At 45.2% G+C, this 16265-nt stretch carries 17 protein-coding genes; 6 read left to right on the top strand and 11 right to left on the bottom strand.

The window, feature by feature from the left end; all coding sequences use genetic code 11:
- Nucleotide 1 precedes the first annotated feature (1 nt).
- Genes ICN19_RS07255 through rsmA form a run of 3 tightly spaced genes read left to right on the top strand, consistent with a single transcriptional unit; the run spans nt 2 to nt 3209 of the window.
- Nucleotides 2-1447 carry a peptidylprolyl isomerase gene (locus tag ICN19_RS07255; RefSeq protein ID WP_255536962.1) on the top strand — a complete coding sequence of 482 codons (1446 nt, stop codon included), beginning with the start codon at nt 2-4 and terminating at the stop codon, nt 1445-1447.
- A complete protein-coding gene (pdxA, locus tag ICN19_RS07250) occupies nt 1419-2429 on the top strand; it encodes a 4-hydroxythreonine-4-phosphate dehydrogenase PdxA (protein WP_370625168.1) in 1011 nt (336 codons plus the stop codon). The genes ICN19_RS07255 and pdxA overlap by 29 nt, the downstream gene beginning before the upstream one ends.
- Before the next feature lie 3 nt (nt 2430-2432).
- On the top strand, nt 2433-3209 hold the full coding sequence (gene rsmA, locus ICN19_RS07245; RefSeq protein WP_216246601.1) for a 16S rRNA (adenine(1518)-N(6)/adenine(1519)-N(6))-dimethyltransferase RsmA: 777 nt from the start codon (nt 2433-2435) through the stop codon (nt 3207-3209).
- Nucleotides 3210-3221: 12 nt separating this feature from the next.
- Here the strand turns inward: rsmA and ICN19_RS07240 are convergent, their stop codons facing one another.
- The 9 genes from ICN19_RS07240 to ICN19_RS07200 all read right to left on the bottom strand — a co-directional run bounded on the left by ICN19_RS07240 (nt 3222) and on the right by ICN19_RS07200 (nt 13199).
- On the bottom strand, nt 3222-3956 hold the full coding sequence (locus ICN19_RS07240; RefSeq protein ID WP_216246598.1) for a 1-acyl-sn-glycerol-3-phosphate acyltransferase: 735 nt from the start codon (nt 3954-3956) through the stop codon (nt 3222-3224).
- A 7-nt stretch (nt 3957-3963) separates the two neighbouring features.
- Nucleotides 3964-4536 carry a D-glycero-beta-D-manno-heptose 1,7-bisphosphate 7-phosphatase gene (gmhB, locus tag ICN19_RS07235; RefSeq protein ID WP_216246596.1) on the bottom strand — a complete coding sequence of 191 codons (573 nt, stop codon included), beginning with the start codon at nt 4534-4536 and terminating at the stop codon, nt 3964-3966.
- Nucleotides 4533-6671 (bottom strand): glycine--tRNA ligase subunit beta, encoded by a 2139-nt coding sequence (gene glyS, locus ICN19_RS07230; RefSeq protein WP_216246593.1) that lies wholly within the window; start codon nt 6669-6671, stop codon nt 4533-4535. Before glyS ends, gmhB begins: the two co-directional genes overlap by 4 nt.
- Nucleotides 6672-6698: 27 nt before the next feature.
- Entirely contained in the window at nt 6699-7589 is an 891-nt protein-coding gene (glyQ, locus tag ICN19_RS07225; protein ID WP_068319536.1) for a glycine--tRNA ligase subunit alpha, read from the bottom strand.
- Nucleotides 7590-7649: 60 nt separating this feature from the next.
- Nucleotides 7650-9152 carry an apolipoprotein N-acyltransferase gene (lnt, locus tag ICN19_RS07220; protein WP_216246591.1) on the bottom strand — a complete coding sequence of 501 codons (1503 nt, stop codon included), beginning with the start codon at nt 9150-9152 and terminating at the stop codon, nt 7650-7652.
- A gap of 38 nt (nt 9153-9190) precedes the next feature.
- Complete coding sequence (locus ICN19_RS07215; protein WP_216246589.1) at nt 9191-10030, bottom strand: HlyC/CorC family transporter; 840 nt, start codon at nt 10028-10030, stop codon at nt 9191-9193.
- 30 nt (nt 10031-10060) lie between these two features.
- On the bottom strand, nt 10061-10534 hold the full coding sequence (gene ybeY / locus ICN19_RS07210) for an rRNA maturation RNase YbeY (RefSeq protein WP_216246587.1): 474 nt from the start codon (nt 10532-10534) through the stop codon (nt 10061-10063).
- Nucleotides 10524-11870, bottom strand: coding sequence for a tRNA (N6-isopentenyl adenosine(37)-C2)-methylthiotransferase MiaB (miaB, locus tag ICN19_RS07205; protein WP_216246585.1), 1347 nt, complete (start codon nt 11868-11870; stop codon nt 10524-10526). Before miaB ends, ybeY begins: the two co-directional genes overlap by 11 nt.
- 66 nt (nt 11871-11936) lie before the next feature.
- The gene (locus tag ICN19_RS07200) at nt 11937-13199 is read right to left on the bottom strand and encodes a putative Na+/H+ antiporter (protein ID WP_216246583.1); all 1263 of its coding nucleotides are present in this window, start codon (nt 13197-13199) and stop codon (nt 11937-11939) included.
- Between the two features lie 58 nt (nt 13200-13257).
- On the opposite strand from ICN19_RS07200, the gene ICN19_RS07195 reads away from it, so the two are divergent.
- Nucleotides 13258-13668, top strand: a complete 411-nt coding sequence (locus tag ICN19_RS07195) for a rhodanese-like domain-containing protein (RefSeq protein ID WP_216246581.1) — start codon at nt 13258-13260, stop codon at nt 13666-13668.
- A gap of 48 nt (nt 13669-13716) precedes the next feature.
- Nucleotides 13717-14106, top strand: a complete 390-nt coding sequence (locus ICN19_RS07190) for an OsmC family protein (protein ID WP_216246579.1) — start codon at nt 13717-13719, stop codon at nt 14104-14106.
- Between the two features lie 65 nt (nt 14107-14171).
- Here the strand turns inward: ICN19_RS07190 and ICN19_RS07185 are convergent, their stop codons facing one another.
- Entirely contained in the window at nt 14172-14459 is a 288-nt protein-coding gene (locus tag ICN19_RS07185; protein WP_216246578.1) for a glycine zipper domain-containing protein, read from the bottom strand.
- Between the two features lie 47 nt (nt 14460-14506).
- The gene (locus ICN19_RS07180) at nt 14507-14869 is read right to left on the bottom strand and encodes a Rap1a/Tai family immunity protein (RefSeq protein WP_216246577.1); all 363 of its coding nucleotides are present in this window, start codon (nt 14867-14869) and stop codon (nt 14507-14509) included.
- A gap of 137 nt (nt 14870-15006) precedes the next feature.
- Between ICN19_RS07180 and ICN19_RS07175 the strand changes: the two genes are divergently transcribed.
- Complete coding sequence (locus ICN19_RS07175) at nt 15007-16209, top strand: ammonium transporter (protein ID WP_216246576.1); 1203 nt, start codon at nt 15007-15009, stop codon at nt 16207-16209.
- The last annotated feature ends 56 nt before the right edge of the window (nt 16210-16265 follow it).

Below are 16265 nucleotides of genomic sequence, written 5' to 3'. Positions count from 1 at the left end.
TATGAACCGTATTAGAAAAATTAGTGCCCTTGCCTTCATTATGGCAATAGGTCTGTGCGCAACTTCTATATTTGCGCAAGATGCAGCGAAAACGAATGCAGCCTCTGAAAGCAAGATTCGGAATATTGATGGCGTAGCCGCAGTTGTCAATACTGGTTTTGTGACGCGCAAAGAAATTGATGATCGAATTGTGGCTCTCAAAAAACAGGGTGTGAAGTTGCCTGAGGATGGATCAGCACGAAAAGTGATTCTAGATCGCCTAATATTAGAAAAAATTCAACTACAAAATGCAGAGCAAGAAGGTATCGCCGTTAGCAATAAAGAGCTTGATAAGATCATTGGCGACATAGCGGCAAAAAATAAATTAACTGTTGCGGAATTTAAAGCAAAAGTCATTGCTTCTGGTTCCACTTTCGAGCGCTATAAACAATTATTGCGTGATGATGTCATGATTTCTCGATATCGAGAGCGTGAGGTGGAAACCAAGCTCAAAATATCTGACGCTGAAATTGATAACTTTATTACCGAGCGTACCCGGGCAATGACCTCGGGTGGCGCGCCAAGATCGGCGCCGGTCGCCAAGGGCGAGCCAGAAGAAATTGATGTCGCCCAAATCTTTATTCCCGTAGATGCTGGTGCTGGGGCTGGAGCTCAGGCTGACGCCAAAAAGAAGGCGGATGCTCTGTTGCGGGATGCGCGCGGCGATGTTGATTTCTTGCAATTGGGTGCTATGGCGGCAAAAGAAAATCCCAAGATTAAGTTTCAGGACTTGGGTTACCGCACTCCTGATCGCTTACCGCAATTATTTTATGAAGCTATTCGAAATACTGGTGGTGGACAAGTGGCAAATGCGGTTGTAAAAAGTCCTGCCGGCTACCATGTCCTCAAGGTTTTGGATCGTCGAGCAGCTGGAGCTAGCGCACCTCCTCAGCAGGCGGCTGCACAGGATACCAGCACCACTACTCCACAAAATATCCCCATTACACAAACCCTATCACGTCATATTTTGTTGCGTAATCGTCCTGGCCTAAGTGATCAAGATGCTGAGAGACGTTTGCAGGGGTATCGCGATCAGGTGCGCGCCAAGACGGCAGATTTTGCTGAGCTTGCTAAAAAATACTCTGAAGATGGTTCAGCGCCAAATGGCGGTGACTTAGGCTGGATGAGCCCTGGGGACTTGGTTCCAGAGTTTGAACAGGCTATGAATCGTTTGCAAATTGGTGAAGTCAGTAATCCAGTTAAATCTGAATTCGGTTGGCACTTGATTCAGGTGATAGATCGTCGCGAAGGTCAGCTGACCGTAGAGAAACAACGTCAATTTGCGCGCGCTGCTATCCGTGAAAGAAAATTTGATCAAGCCTATCAAGAGTGGATGCGCGAATTGCGTGATAACGCCACTGTCAAAATTTTGAACGTGGATGATGAAGCAAGCAGCCCCTCTCGTTAATCTCGTTGTAAGCACTGGCGAGCCGGCCGGCATTGGGCCTGAGGTTTCTCTTGCAGCTTCTCTCGATTTTTTGCGCGAACAAAATGGGGCCGTTATTACCTTGCTGGGTGATGAGCAATTATTGGCCCCACTAAAAAGTATCGATCAAACATTACTTGATCGATTGCGGATTCAGTCCATTAAGCTTGATGTACCCGTTCTTTCAGGGGTCTTGAATCCGCAAAATGCCCCTTATGTAGTTACCCTATTAGATCAAGCTATTAATGGCTGTCAGCAAGGGCGTTTTGATGCCATGGTAACTGCGCCACTTCAAAAAAGTATTATTAATGTTGCCGGTACTCCTTTTACGGGGCATACCGAATATCTTGCGCAGCGATGTAATGCTTCTCATGTGGTCATGATGTTGTGCGCACCGTTACCAGTTGGATTTTTGGGGCTTAAATCCTCTAGAGATCTACGAGTGGCTTTGGTGACCACCCATTTGCCATTGAAAGATGTGCCACAGGCTCTCACTTATGACTTGATATTAGAAACAATTCAAATTGTTAATCAAGATTTGCAGAAAAAATTTGGCATAGCAAAGCCGGTTATTCGTATAGCTGGTTTAAATCCTCATGCTGGAGAGTCTGGCTACTTGGGGCGCGAAGAAATTGAGATCATTGCACCTGCGATTCAGGCAGCAAAGGAAATGGGTATTCAGGTGTCTGGTCCCTATCCAGGGGACACGATGTTTGATCCTGAGTCCATTGCTCAGGTAGATGCCTTTATTGCGATGTATCACGATCAAGGTTTGGCACCTTTCAAGTTTGTCACTTTTGGCAATGGTGTAAATGTAACCCTGGGATTGCCAATTATCCGCACCTCAGCCGATCACGGAACCGCTTTAGATATTGCTGGTAAGGGTATTGCCGATTCTGGCAGCATGCTTGAAGCTTTACGTTTAGCTTATCAATTGGCCGTAAATCAAAGAAAGCAACACTAATACATGCATCGTGCACGTAAACGATTTGGTCAAAACTTTTTGCAGGACAACGGAATTATTTATTCCATTGTTGCGTTAATCAATCCCAGTGCTGACATGCATGTGATTGAGATTGGCCCTGGTCTTGGAGCGCTAACACTGCCTTTATTGGAGAATCTTGATCATTTAGATCTTTTAGAGATTGATCGTGATTTAGTAGCTTTCTGGAACGAGAAAAATCTTCAAGGCTTAACGGTGATCGAGGGGGATGCCCTTAAGTTTGATTTCTTAACATGGGCGCAGAGTCGCTCTGGTAAGCAGGGCTTATGTAAGGTGGTCGGCAATCTACCTTACAACATTTCTTCACCGCTGCTATTTCATTTAGTTTCTGCTGCGGATTCAATCGATGAGCAAGTATTTATGTTGCAAGCTGAGGTTGTTGAGCGAATGGTTGCCAAGGAAGGAGGTTCGGACTTCAGTCGTCTTTCCGTCATGCTGCAAGCTCGTTACGATATGGAACTAGTATTGGAGGTTCCGCCCGAAGCTTTTGATCCACAACCCAAGGTGAATTCAGCCGTAGTGCGAATGATTCCTAGGAGGGATTTCACCTTGAGTAATAGTCAGTGGGCCGCTTTAGAAAAAGTAGTTGCTGCAGCCTTTTCCCAAAGAAGAAAAATGCTTCGAACCAATCTACAGGCGTTTGGTGACAGGCTAAATCTGACTGAAATTGAGCTCAAAGCAAGAGCGCAAGATATTTCAGTAAGTCGCTATATTGAGTGGGCCAAGATTCTTGCTTCTTAAGCTCACGCTATTTTATTTGTAGGCGCTTGGATCAATAACGCGCATTTCAGACTCAATCCAACCTTCAACCTCTTGCTGAAGTTGTTCTGCTGACTTGTTGGCTGAGTTGATCGCAGGCCCTATTGAAAAAATGACTGTGCCTGGATTTTTGATAAAACTATTCTTTGGCCAGCAGCGCCCGGCATTGTGTGCAATCGGGATGACTAGTGCATCAGTGGCGCTGGCTAGGCGTGTGCCGCCCTTGCGGTAAGGCTTAGTTGAGCCAGTAGTTGTTCTAGTGCCCTCTGGAAAGAGCATGATCCATTTACCTTCACTTAAGCGCTTGCGGCCTTGAGTTGCCACTGAATATGCTGCGGTTTGTTTATTGGAGCGGTTGATATGAATCATTTTTAATAGAGCTAATGCCCAACCAAAAAAAGGAATCCAGAGCAGCTCACGCTTAAACACAAAGCAAAGTTGTTTTGGTAGCAAGGCGATATAAGCAATCGTTTCATAAGCGGACTGGTGCTTGCTAAGGATGATGACGCGCTCGTTAAGCACCGCTTGCATATTTTCCATGCCACGGATTTCGTAATGGATGCCGCAGAGGGGTTTTAACAAAGCAATCACTACTTTGTTCCAGAGTCCAATAAAGTTATAACGGTTTTCAGGGCTCAGAAATGGAAAAGTCAGCATACAAAGTACCGACCAGATTGGTGTGAAAATTAACAAAAATAGGGCGAATAGGGTTGAGCGAATTAATTTCATGCTGTGTCTAAACCTTATTTTCTAAAAGTGCATTAGCAAATGCTAGTAGATCGGCATGTATTTGGGTGCCATCTGGTAGGTTGCCTTTGGCAAGCGTTTTTTCTCCCTTGCCGGTGAGAACCAAGTGGGGCGTTGCTCCTAAAGCAACTCCAGCTTGAAGATCACGCAAAGAGTCGCCCACAATAGGGGTGCCGGTAAGTGGCTTGATGCTGCCAGTTTTTTTATAGCGCAAAGCAATTTCTTTCATCAGGCCAGGCGCAGGCTTACGGCAATCGCATTGATGCGCATCTTGATGGGGGCAAAAGAAGATGCTGTCGATACGACCACCTAACGGCTTAAGTAAGCCTTCCATCTTGCTATGCATGGCATGCAAATCATTAATAGTGAAATAGCCTCTGGAGAGACCTGATTGATTTGTTGCTATTGCAATTTGGTAGCCCGCTTGATTAAGTAGGGCAATTGCCTCAAGGCTTCCCGGGAGTGGTATCCACTCATCAACTGACTTCACGTAATCATCGCGGTCTTCATTGATCACGCCATCGCGATCGAGAATAATAAGTTTAGAAGAGCTGTTGCTCATGCTAACTTGCCGAGATCGGCAACGAGATTCATTTTCTGGTGAAGTTGTTGCAGAAGGGCCAAACGGTTATCGCGCAGCTCGGGATTCGGGTCCATGACCATCACATCAGCAAAGAATTGATCAATTGGACCGCTTAAAGCTACAAGAGATCTCAATAGCTCTACAAATTGACGATTTTCATAAGCCGCATTGATTGCGGGTGTAACCGCTTCCAATGCTTGATGTAATGAAGCTTCTGCTGGAATTTGCAATAATTTTGCTGAGCAAGTCGCAGGGATAGCAGTGGTTGTTTTCTTGAGGATATTGCTAATACGCTTATTGGCGGCTGCAAGTTGAGCAGCTTCTGTAAGGGCATTAAATTCACGTAATGCAGTTAAGCGCTCGATCAGATCGTTAATTTGAGCAGGATCTTGACTTAAAACAGCATCAATTTCTGCACTAGTAAACGCTTTGCCAGCAACAGACTGATCACGCAGATAGGCGCGCAAGCGATCGATGATGAAAGCGTAGATATCGGCAGCCTTTGCTTTTTCTTGCACATCAGCCTGTGGAAACTGCGCACGAGCCAATTCAATGAGTTCAGGCAAATTGAGCGAAAGATTTTTTTCTAAGAGCAAACGGCAAATACCAAGAGCATGACGGCGCAATGCATATGGGTCTTTATCACCCGTTGGAGCAAGGCCTACACCCCAAATGCCAACTAGCGTTTCTAGTTTGTCGGCAATGGCCAAAATAGTTCCAGTTTGGGTCTGTGGGAGTGTGTCACCGGCAAAGCGCGGCATATAGTGTTCGCTGCAGGCACTAGCAACATCAACATTCTCACCATCATGATTGGCGTAGTAGCGACCCATGATGCCTTGAAGCTCTGGAAACTCGCCAACCATATCGGTCAATAAGTCTGTTTTAGCAATTTCAGCAGCACGTGAAGCAAGTTTTTCATCGGCATTCAGTTTTTTGGCGATGCCTACAGCAAGGCCTTGAACGCGTTTGGTGCGGTCTAACTGGTTGCCTAATTGATTGTGATAAACCACTTTGCCAAGATCAACTACACGTGAAGCTAGCGGGCGTTTTTGATCTTGCTGAAAGAAGAAGCGCGCATCTGATAAACGAGGACGCACAACGCGTTCGTTACCAGAAATGATGGCATTAGGCTTATTCGTTTCAATATTGGAAACAATGAGGAAGCGATTGCGTAACTTGCCTTGCTTGTCGGTTAATGCAAAGTACTTTTGATTGGTTTGCATTGTCAAAATCAAGCATTCTTGTGGAACTTCCAAAAACTCTTGATCGAAGTGGCACTCATAGATAGCTGGCCATTCGACGAGGGCAGTTACTTCATCCAAAAGGCTATCCGGCATTAAAACCAAATCATCGCCAGCTGCTTTTAAAAGGGCGGCCTCAATTTGTGCGCGACGTTGGTTAAAGCTAGGAATAATCTTTGCCTTGGATTGCAAATCTATTTCGTATTGATCTGCGTTAGAAACCGTTACATTGCCAGGAGCCAAGAAGCGATGCCCTTCGGTTTGATTGGCAGCATCAATGCCTAAAGCGCTGATATTCAGAACAGTGCTGCCATGGAGTGCAATGATGCGATGGGCAGGACGAGCAAATTGCACATCAGCTAATTGACCATTTTTCTGCAGCACTTGGTAGTGCATCATTTTGGCAATCGGTAGCTTATTTAATGTTTGCTCAAGGGCAGTTTGAGCGGTTTGCTCAAGCGCAGCGCCTTTGGCAATGACATTAAGGTAAAGCGCTTCATTTTTACCTTCACCCGCTTTTTCTAAAGTGGCGAGATCAACATCCGCATATCCAAGGGCACCTAATTTTTTAAGTAGGGGTGGAGTTGCTTTACCTTCGGCATCGAATGCAATGCTCGTCGGTAGTAATTTTTCACGTACGGGATAGTCCGGCGCTTGATCTAAAACATCTGTAATTTGAACCGCTAAGCGACGGGGTGTTGCAAAGTCAGTAACTTTTGAGCCTTCTGTTGCAAGGCCAGCAGACTTGAGTGCTGTGAAGATACCTTCGCTAAAGGCGTCACCTAGACGACGCAATGACTTTGGAGGTAATTCTTCTGTAAATACCTCAATCAATAAAGTGGCTGATTGAGGATTTGAATTGGATGTGCTCATAGATAGAATGCAGAAATCTCGTTGTGCTTAAGCCTGCGCTTTAGCTTGGCGTTGACACATTGGGAAGCCCAGTTTTTCTCTAGACTCAAAGTAGGCCTGAGCTACAGCGCGTGAAAGATTGCGAATGCGTCCGATATAGGCCGCGCGCTCTGTCACAGAGATGGCGCCACGAGCATCCAGCAAGTTAAATGTATGTGCTGCTTTTAAAACCATTTCGTAAGCAGGTAGCGCTAGCGGAACTTCCATTAAACGCTTTGCTTCACTTTCATAGTTTGTGAAGTTAGCAAAGAGTAAATCGGTATTGGAGTGTTCAAAGTTATAGCAAGATTGTTCCACTTCATTTTGGTGATACACGTCACCGTAAGAGATGCCATCCGCCCAAACTAAGTCATATACGTTAGAGCAGTTTTGGATATACATTGCCAAACGCTCGATGCCATAAGTAATTTCGCCAAGGACGGGCTTGCAATCTAAGCCGCCAACTTGTTGGAAGTAGGTGAACTGTGTCACTTCCATCCCATTAAGCCAAACTTCCCAGCCAAGACCCCAGGCGCCTAACGTTGGGTTTTCCCAGTCGTCTTCCACAAAGCGAACATCATTTTCCTTCAGGTCTAAGCCGAGTGCGGCAAGAGATCCTAGATAAAGATCGAGAATATTTTCTGGAGCTGGTTTAAGTACTACTTGGTATTGATAGTAGTGCTGCAAGCGATTTGGATTCTCGCCATAACGACCGTCTTTAGGTCTGCGCGATGGCTGAACGTAGGCAGCCTTCCAAGGCTCTGGACCAATAGCGCGTAAGAAGGTGGCGGTATGAGATGTACCAGCGCCTACCTCGAGGTCGATGGGTTGCAATAGGGCACAACCTTGTTGGTCCCAATAATCTTGAAGTTTGAGAATGATTTGCTGAAAAGTAAGCATGATTAACCTGGCTAAGCCATTGATTTTACATGGCTAGGGCACTCAAGAGTTAAAAAATGCCTAAAAACGTCTATGGCGAACGAAGCCCCAGAGCAGTAGCAGGCAAGAAACACTCAAAATCGGTAAATTGCCCCAAATGACATAAGGTGTTTTTCCAGAATAAGCCTGGACTTGGGTGCTTAGGGTTCCTTGGGTAAATTCTGGGAGCGCCTGTAAAACTTTGCCGTCAGGTCCTAAGACGGCTGTAATGCCAGTGTTAGTAGCGCGCAGGGACGGCAGCCCAGTTTCTAAAGAGCGTAGCTGTGAGAGTCTGAGTTGCTGAGTAGATGCCTGAGATTCGCCAAACCAAGCAAGATTGGTCATGTTAATCAGTAAATTAACTGGCTTGTCGCTGTGCTGAATCCGAGAGGCTAACTCACCACCAAACACATCTTCGTAGCAAATCGTAATAGCCGCATGAATATCTATTTGATCTTTGCGAACAATCGCAAAAGGGGATTGATCTAACTTTCCTCTAGCAAAGTCGCTCATTGGTACGTGAAATGCTTTGACGAACCATTGGAATCCGGGAGGAATAAATTCTCCAAAAGGAACAAGGTGCGCTTTATCGTATTGATATGCCGTTGCGTTTGGCGAGAGTCCAGTGGCGCGATTGGAATACTGTAGGCCGTCCTCTCCTGGTACTTCACCAATCAAGCCAAGAAGAATATTACTGTTGCTGCTGTTAGAGAAATCTTGCAGGTAATTCAGCAGGCCGATCGGTAAATTTGGAATAGGCCATGGGAATGCGGTCTCGGGAATGATGATGAGATTAGCTGCTTGCTTAGTAATTTCACCAGCATAAAAATCAATCTGTTTCCCAATCGCTTGAGGATTAAATTTCAGACTTTGTTCAAAGTTGCCCTGAATGAGTCGAACGCTAATAGGTTCTCCAATGGGCTTTGTAAAAGTAAATAGGCCAGCAAATTGAGTCAGGCCAATAGCTGCCACAATCAGGAACACGCTGGAAGCGGGGTGTTTGCAAGCTTGATAAAGTTCCCAGGAAGCCCAGACCACTAGGAAGGTGCAAGTCAATCCACCAAAGAAGGGCGCGATGAGGGCGAATGGCCCAGTAAATTGGGTTTCAGCAAAACCCATCCAAGGAAATCCTGTAAACATGTAGCCGCGCAAAAATTCTGCAACAACCCAACTTGACGCCAGAAATAAGCCGGTTATCCGATTCTTTTTAAATAAAGGTATTGCCAACGTGGCTAGCGAAAAGTAGATGGCAACGTAAGCTGAGAGTAAAAATACTCCTATACAAGCAAGTAGCGCATTCATGCCACCAACGTCATGCAAGCTAATGTAGAGCCACCATAGAGCTAGGACAAAATAGCCAATGCCAAATGTGAGTCCTAAAGCAAATTGTTTTTTGACTGAGGGTGAAGGGTGGGAATCAAAACGCCACCAGAGAATACTTAAAAGAGGAATCTGAATCCAGCCGCCGTAAGGGAGCTCTGCAGCTAGCGCAAGTGCTGCCCCCAATAACAGTAAGATAAACACTGACATTATTTTGACGCTCATGTGCTGCTGATAGGGGTGCCGATCAAACAAAGTAAATCTCAGTCAGATTTTTTATTGGTTTGTCGCGCAAGCAGGATATGAATTTGTCTTGGGTCGGCGCGTTGAACTTCAAATTCAATATTATCGATTTCAATGAGTTCGCCCATCTTAGGTACGCGGCCAAGATGTTGAATAACTAAGCCAGCTACTGTCTCGATACCTTCAAGCTCGAAGTGGGTGCCTAGTGCTTTATTAAATTGCTCAAGCTCTGTGATGCCTTTGACACGGATGTCGCCGTTATCTAGAGCAATGAGGTTGTCTGCCTCTTCATCAACATCATGCTCATCTTCAATATCGCCAACGATTTGCTCAAGGACGTCCTCGATCGTAATAATTCCTGCTACGCCACTATATTCATCAACCACAATCGCTAGGTGATTGCGATTATCTTTAAAGTCGCGCAATAAAACGCTAAGACGTTTTGATTCTGGAATAAAGACAGCGGGACGCAACCAGTCTCGCACTTGAAAATCTTTTTCTGTGGCGTGACGCAATAAATCTTTGGCTAGCAAAATGCCGATGACATTATCTCGGCTGCCTTCAAACACTGGAAAGCGTGAGTGCGCTGCTTCGATCACATTCTTGATAATTTCGGGAAGTGCCTGACCAATATCAATCCAATCAATCTGGGCGCGAGGTACAAGAATGTCGCGTGCGCATAACTGACCAACTTGAAAGACGCCCTCAATCATTGAGAGTGCATCTGCATCTATTAAGCCTTCGGCTTGTGCTTCGCGCAGGGTTTCAATCAGCTCTTGACGGCGTTCGCTAGGTTCCGTTGGCTGAGGGGTTAAAAAATCAGCTAAACGGTCTAAAAGGGATTTATTGGGGTCAGGCATATAGCAAGAATAGCGTAGAAATCAGTCAAATCACTGATAAGGGTTGGCAAAACCCATTTTTTGGAGAATCTGGATTTCCAGTGTTTCCATTTTCTTGGCATCTTTGCCAGATTCGTGGTCATAGCCTTGGGCATGAAGACAGCCATGCAAAATTAAATGTGCCAAATGGGCTTTCAGTAATTTATCTTGCTCTTTTGCTTCTTTTTGTAAGATAGGTAGGCAGAAAATGATGTCTGCTATCAATTCCTCTTTTGAAAGCTCGTAAGGAAACGTAAGTACATTGGTGGCGTAATCTTTTTCGCGAAAAGCTCGGTTTAATTTTTTGCCTTCAGTAGCATTTACAAAGCGTAGTGTCATAAGGCCACCAAGAGGTGTTGCACTCTTGACCCATTTTTTTATTAAAGCGGGTGAAGCGATTTTTCTTAGAGTAGATTCAATCGCAGGACTAGCGTATTGCAAGTCAATATTCAGTTTAGGTGGATTGACTTTTTTCTTAGCTGACATTTACTTCTACCAATTCACCCCTGAGGGTGTAGTTAAGAACTTCAGTGATGCGTATATCTACGATCTGTCCAATGAGGCTCTCAATATCTTGACCTGGTGCCGTGAAATGTATGACGCGATTATTTTCGGCGCGTCCCTGTAAGTTAATGCCATCCTTAGCAAGGCCCTCGATCAGTACTCTTTCGGTATTACCCAACATTTTTTGGCTAATCTGATTTGCCTGACCCTCAACAAGAGCTAGCAATGTTTGAAGACGCTTCAGTTTGACTTCATAAGGTGTTTCATCGTGCAAGTTGGCAGCTGGTGTGCCTGGGCGTGGACTAAAGATAAAGCAAAAGCTGTTGTCAAAATTTAACTCTTTAACCATCTTTAGCAGCTTCTCAAAATCCGCTTCTGTTTCACCTGGGAAGCCCACAATGAAGTCGCTCGATAGCGTGAGGTCAGGACGAACTGCGCGCATTTTGCGAATGATGCTTTTGAACTCTAATGCTGTGTAGCCACGTTTCATTGCTGACAACATGGCATCTGATCCATGCTGAACCGGTAGGTGTAGGTGACTTACTAGCTTAGGTACCTTTGCATAGACATCTATGAGACGTTGGGTAAATTCTTTCGGGTGACTAGTGGTAAATCGAATTCGTTCGACCCCGGGAATTTCAGCAATATATTCAATAAGAAGGGCGAAGTCGGCAATTTCTTCGGTATCACCCATCTTGCCCAAATAGGCATTCACGTTTTGACCAAGCAACACAATTTCTTTTACACCCTTGCTGGCAAGACCCGCTACTTCGGTGAGCACATCATCAAAAGGCCTAGAAACTTCTTCGCCGCGTGTATAGGGCACAACGCAGTAGCTACAGTATTTGGAGCAGCCCTCCATGATCGATACATAAGCTGAGCCACGAGTTTGTCGTGATGCTGGGAGGTGATCAAACTTTTCAATCTCAGGAAATGAAATGTCTACTTGAGAGATGCCTGTTTTACGTCGTTCTGCAATAAGGTCAGATAGGCGATGTAATGTTTGGGGGCCGAATACCACATCTACATAAGGAGCGCGACTGACAATTTGCTGGCCTTCTTGGCTTGCTACACAACCACCAACACCGATGAGTAGGTTGGGTTTTGTTTTCTTGAGTTCGCGTAATCGACCTAAATCTGAAAATACTTTGTCTTCAGCTTTTTCTCGAATAGAACAAGTATTGAGAAGGACAACATCCGCATCTTCCGGACGATCTGTCATGACCATGCCTTCATCAGCATGCAATAGGTCGGCCATCTTGCCCGAGTCATACTCGTTCATTTGACAGCCGAAGGTTTTGATATAGAGCTTTTTCATATGCCGTTCTCAGGTTTATAGCTGGGGGCGAAGCTCAGATTTTACTGCCTAAGTCTTGTCAAGGCCTTAGATGAGTCGATAAGCCAAGATAGCCACTATTGTGGGTGGAATGGCGGCAACCAATAAATAGAGTGCCGATACTGCGCCATTGGGGAAGTGTTGTCGCAAGATGGCAATCCCGGCCGGGTTAGGTGCATTGGCAATCACGGTTAGGCCTCCACCTGCCACTGCTCCTCCTACTAAAGCAAGCTTGAATTCTGGCGACGTTCCTGTCACCAATGAACCCAAGTAGGTGAGTGCTGCATTATCAGTAAAGGCGGTGAGAACTAGGCTGCCATAGAACACCGCAGTAGGGCTCATCATTTCGAGGATGGGTTGTAACCACCAGCCTTGTAACGAGCCCAGTACGACTAAGCCGCCCAGGAAGAAGCCGACCAGCAACGCTTCTTTCAGAATTAACGGACTTTGATGCTTTGGATAGGCTGTGGTGTAGCCGATAAAAAACAGCAGAATCCACGTAAAAATAATTGGGTCATGCGCAAATACAACCACCCCAAATAAAAAGAGTATATGCACCAAAATTACGGCCAACGGAATTTTGACTTCTTTCTTACCCGTATCGGGCTCAATAAGTTGGCGATGAAATAAAAGAGTAACTACAAGAGCATTAATGAAAATCGCAATGCAAGATTCCAGACCAAAGTTGGCAAACATGAATGCTGAACTCCACCCCCAGGTAGAGGCCACCATCAGAACTGGTGGTGCGGCAAAGTTGGTGAGTGTTCCACCAATAGAGATGTTGACAAAGAGAACACCAAGCGTTCCAAAAAGCAGGGCTGTAGAGCATTTATGGCGATAGACCAAATCGCGCAGTAGAAAGGCTGCCAAAGTCATGGCCGCGGGCTCAGTGATGAATGAACCTAAAAGCGGAGTGATTGCCAGGGTAAGAAAATATAAAGCAGGAGCGCTTCTTGTGCGCAATAACAATTGAACTATCTTAGATAGGGAATGCAGAATATTGGTGGCAAAGTACAAGATTGGCTTTGTACCGGCCACAATCATGATCGCAAAAACAAACAGTGGCTCTGTGAAGTTGCGCTTATTTAGAAAGTCTTTGGCGGTACTTAAGTCACTCTGTAGAGAGATAAAAATAACCAAGATAGCAGCCCAAAAGCCAAAAACGATTTCCACTTCCCCAAGAAGGTGCCAAAGCCCAGCATGCCGCGGTGATTTCTTTGCAATGGATTCAAAATAACCAGTACAAAAAGTATGCAAAACTGCAGTTGCAAAAATAACGCTTGCACCAAGTTCAATAGGGGTAAAGTTCATAGCAGAATGGTAGCAGGTAGTTGATAAAAATGAGGCATTGTTAATTTGGGAGATTTTGGTGAAATTAAAGATTGGATATCAAGAGCTCATTCAGAGTGCAATGGCTGAAATCGAGACTCTGCCAATGGAAAAAGCGCAGCAATTATTAACAGACCCCAATGTGGTGTTTGTAGATATTCGTGATGTTCGTGAATTAGAGCGAGAGGGCATGATTCCCAATGCTTTTCATGCTCCCAGAGGCATGTTGGAATTCTGGGTTGATCCCGAAAGTCCTTATTACAAGTCAATTTTCGGCGAAGGAAGGCGGATTATTTTGTATTGCGCCTCCGCCTGGCGCTCCGCTCTATCAACTCAAACGCTTCAGAGAATGGGCGTTCCAAATATTTGTCATTTGGAGGGCGGTTTTAGTGCCTGGAAGAAGGCGCAATTACCGACAGTGGAAAAAGCAAGCAAACCCCATTCCGGTTAAAGTCATCTTTAATCGTGCTCAGGTATTAATTATTTATTTAGGATCTTTATGAGAAAAGTCGTGTCACAGTTTGGCGATGGTCCACTTCAGCAGAAATTGACTGCTGGGGATCTACATTTTTTATCGGATGCAGAAACCTCTAAAGGTGGTGAGGGGACCGGACCTAGTCCTCATGAATATCTTGGTGCAGCCTTAGCCGCTTGCACATCAATGACTTTGAAAATGTATTCTGGTCGCAAGGCAATGAATTTAGAAAATGCTATTGTGACTGTAGATATCGAGCGAGTAAATGAGGTTGAGACATTTTCACGCGAGATTCAATTACTAGGAAATTTAAGCTCAGAAGAAAAAGAGCGCTTGTTGGAGATTGCAGATAAGTGCCCAATTCATAAAGCACTTGCTGGGCAGATCCAAATAAAAACCCAGCTGGTAAATTAATACGAGCTGGGTTGTATTTCTTACTCAGGCCTTAATCGGCCTGGGTTCAAGCGGAACTGAATGACTTAATTCGGTGCCTTAGCAGGCTGATTATTTTTCCCAGCGTTATAGCCAGAGTTGTATTCAGCTGCTTGATCTTTCTTGTAAGCATCGTATACATAGCCAGAAGCCGCGCCAACTGCTGCGCCACCAACTGCACCCCAGATAGGGTTGCCGTGGAAGATTGCAGTGCCAACGGCACCAGCTGCTGCGCCAATGCCAGCGCCTGAGAGTGTACGTTGCTCAGTGTTGCTCATATTTGAGCAACCACCGATTGCTAAAGTTGCTGCGGTAATTGCGATAATTTTTTTCATCTCAACTGATCCTTTAAAAGTGTATTAGTTTGGCTAAGTCGCTGGAATTATTTTCTAGCGCAAGGGAAGCGTGAAGCTAAGAAGCCTAAGAAAACACCCGCCGCTGGTTTGTCAGCAACTTGTGGAGTACTTTGTGCAAACTTAACAAAGTCAGCGATTACTTCATCACGTGCTGGAGCTGGTTGCTTTACGCAGATAAATGGCTTTGCACGTTGTGGATGACGAGTGGCTAAATAAGTCTCATAAACAGAGGTGGTAAAGCCAATACAAAAGCTGCGTGATTCTGGGCTTGCAGGGAGCTTGCAAACATTAGCGAGTTCTTGAGTGCTTAATACTTTGATAGTTTCTTGTGCTTGAGCAAGGCCTGAAAAAGCGGATAAAGCAGCCAAAGCAATGAGGAATTTCTTCATGGGTTCTCCCTTAGGTGTATGTAAAAATGATGATAAACCATAAATATGCCTATTTAATGCACTAAATAGGTGCAACTCGCACTTCTTTGGGTTTTTTAATTCCCCATAATGATGCAAAAAATAAGAGGGGAAATTTCATGGAAACTTTGAAAACAGGTAGCGATGCTTTATTCATCTTGCTCGGTGCAATCATGGTTCTTGCCATGCATGCCGGCTTTGCGTTCTTAGAGTTGGGAACTGTTCGCAAGAAAAACCAAGTGAATGCTTTGGTAAAAATCTTGGTGGATTTTGCAGTCTCAACGATTGCGTATTTTTTTATTGGTTACAGCATTGCTTATGGCGTGAACTTTTTCTCTGGTGCAGAGTTACTCGCCGAGAAGAATGGTTATGAGTTAGTGAAGTTTTTCTTCTTACTTACTTTTGCTGCAGCTATTCCGGCAATTATTTCAGGCGGCATTGCAGAGCGCGCTAAATTTAATCCTCAGCTGATTGCCACTTTTATCTTGGTTGGTTTTGTGTATCCCTTCTTCGAGGGTATTGCATGGAATCAACACTATGGTATTCAGGCTTGGATTAAAGGCTTAACTGGCGAAGAGTTCCATGACTTTGCTGGTTCAGTTGTGGTGCATGCAGTGGGCGGCTGGATTGCCTTGCCGGCTGTTATTCTTTTGGGCGCTCGCCGTGGTCGCTATACAAAAGAAGGTCAAATTTCTGCTCATCCACCATCAAGCATTCCTTTCTTGGCTTTAGGTGCTTGGATTTTGGCGGTAGGTTGGTTTGGTTTTAACGTGATGAGCGCGCAAACAATCGACAAGATCAGTGGCTTGGTTGCAATGAACTCCTTAATGGCGATGGTTGGTGGCACATTAGCTGCTTGGGTAGTTGGCCGAAACGATCCAGGTTTTACCTATAACGGCCCTCTCGCTGGCTTGGTAGCAGTTTGTGCTGGATCAGACTTAATGCACCCGCTTGGCGCTTTGTTTGTTGGTTTAGTTGCTGGTGGATTGTTTGTATATATGTTTACCTTGGTTCAGAACCGCTGGAAGTTAGACGATGTTCTTGGTGTTTGGCCATTGCACGGTTTGTGCGGTTTATGGGGCGGTCTAGCCGCAGGTATTTTTGGTACCAAAGCTTTTGGTGGTCTCGGTGGCATCACTTTTAGCGGGCAGCTGATTGGTAGCGCGTTAGGTGTAGGTATCGCACTGATCGGTGGTTTTGTCGTATACGGCGCCCTGAAGGCGACCTTAGGTATTCGTATGTCTCAAGAAGAGGAGTTCGAGGGCGCTGATTTAAGTGTGCATCGCATTTCCTCAACACCTGATCGCGAACCTAACTGGTAATGGATTTTTAGTGCAAGGCTGTTCATCTATAGCCTGATTCATACCTATAATGAGTC

Source organism: Polynucleobacter sp. AP-Capit-er-40B-B4, from assembly GCF_018882245.1.
Classification (GTDB): Bacteria; Pseudomonadota; Gammaproteobacteria; order Burkholderiales; family Burkholderiaceae; genus Polynucleobacter.
Note: the sequence above shows the minus strand (reverse complement) of the source record. Positions and strands in the feature narration are given on the sequence as shown.

Bases quoted from the DNA above. Each gene is read 5' to 3' on its own strand.
- ICN19_RS07255 (WP_255536962.1), top strand. From the start codon at position 2: ATGAACCGTATTAGAAAAATTAGTGCCCTTGCCTTCATTATGGCAATA.
- pdxA (WP_370625168.1), top strand. From the start codon at position 1,419: ATGATGAAGCAAGCAGCCCCTCTCGTTAATCTCGTTGTAAGCACTGGC.
- rsmA (WP_216246601.1), top strand. From the start codon at position 2,433: ATGCATCGTGCACGTAAACGATTTGGTCAAAACTTTTTGCAGGACAAC.
- ICN19_RS07240 (WP_216246598.1), bottom strand. From the start codon at position 3,956: ATGAAATTAATTCGCTCAACCCTATTCGCCCTATTTTTGTTAATTTTC.
- gmhB (WP_216246596.1), bottom strand. From the start codon at position 4,536: ATGAGCAACAGCTCTTCTAAACTTATTATTCTCGATCGCGATGGCGTG.
- glyS (WP_216246593.1), bottom strand. From the start codon at position 6,671: ATGAGCACATCCAATTCAAATCCTCAATCAGCCACTTTATTGATTGAG.
- glyQ (WP_068319536.1), bottom strand. From the start codon at position 7,589: ATGCTTACTTTTCAGCAAATCATTCTCAAACTTCAAGATTATTGGGAC.
- lnt (WP_216246591.1), bottom strand. From the start codon at position 9,152: ATGAGCGTCAAAATAATGTCAGTGTTTATCTTACTGTTATTGGGGGCA.
- ICN19_RS07215 (WP_216246589.1), bottom strand. From the start codon at position 10,030: ATGCCTGACCCCAATAAATCCCTTTTAGACCGTTTAGCTGATTTTTTA.
- ybeY (WP_216246587.1), bottom strand. From the start codon at position 10,534: ATGTCAGCTAAGAAAAAAGTCAATCCACCTAAACTGAATATTGACTTG.
- miaB (WP_216246585.1), bottom strand. From the start codon at position 11,870: ATGAAAAAGCTCTATATCAAAACCTTCGGCTGTCAAATGAACGAGTAT.
- ICN19_RS07200 (WP_216246583.1), bottom strand. From the start codon at position 13,199: ATGAACTTTACCCCTATTGAACTTGGTGCAAGCGTTATTTTTGCAACT.
- ICN19_RS07190 (WP_216246579.1), top strand. From the start codon at position 13,717: ATGAGAAAAGTCGTGTCACAGTTTGGCGATGGTCCACTTCAGCAGAAA.
- ICN19_RS07185 (WP_216246578.1), bottom strand. From the start codon at position 14,459: ATGAAAAAAATTATCGCAATTACCGCAGCAACTTTAGCAATCGGTGGT.
- ICN19_RS07180 (WP_216246577.1), bottom strand. From the start codon at position 14,869: ATGAAGAAATTCCTCATTGCTTTGGCTGCTTTATCCGCTTTTTCAGGC.
- ICN19_RS07175 (WP_216246576.1), top strand. From the start codon at position 15,007: ATGGAAACTTTGAAAACAGGTAGCGATGCTTTATTCATCTTGCTCGGT.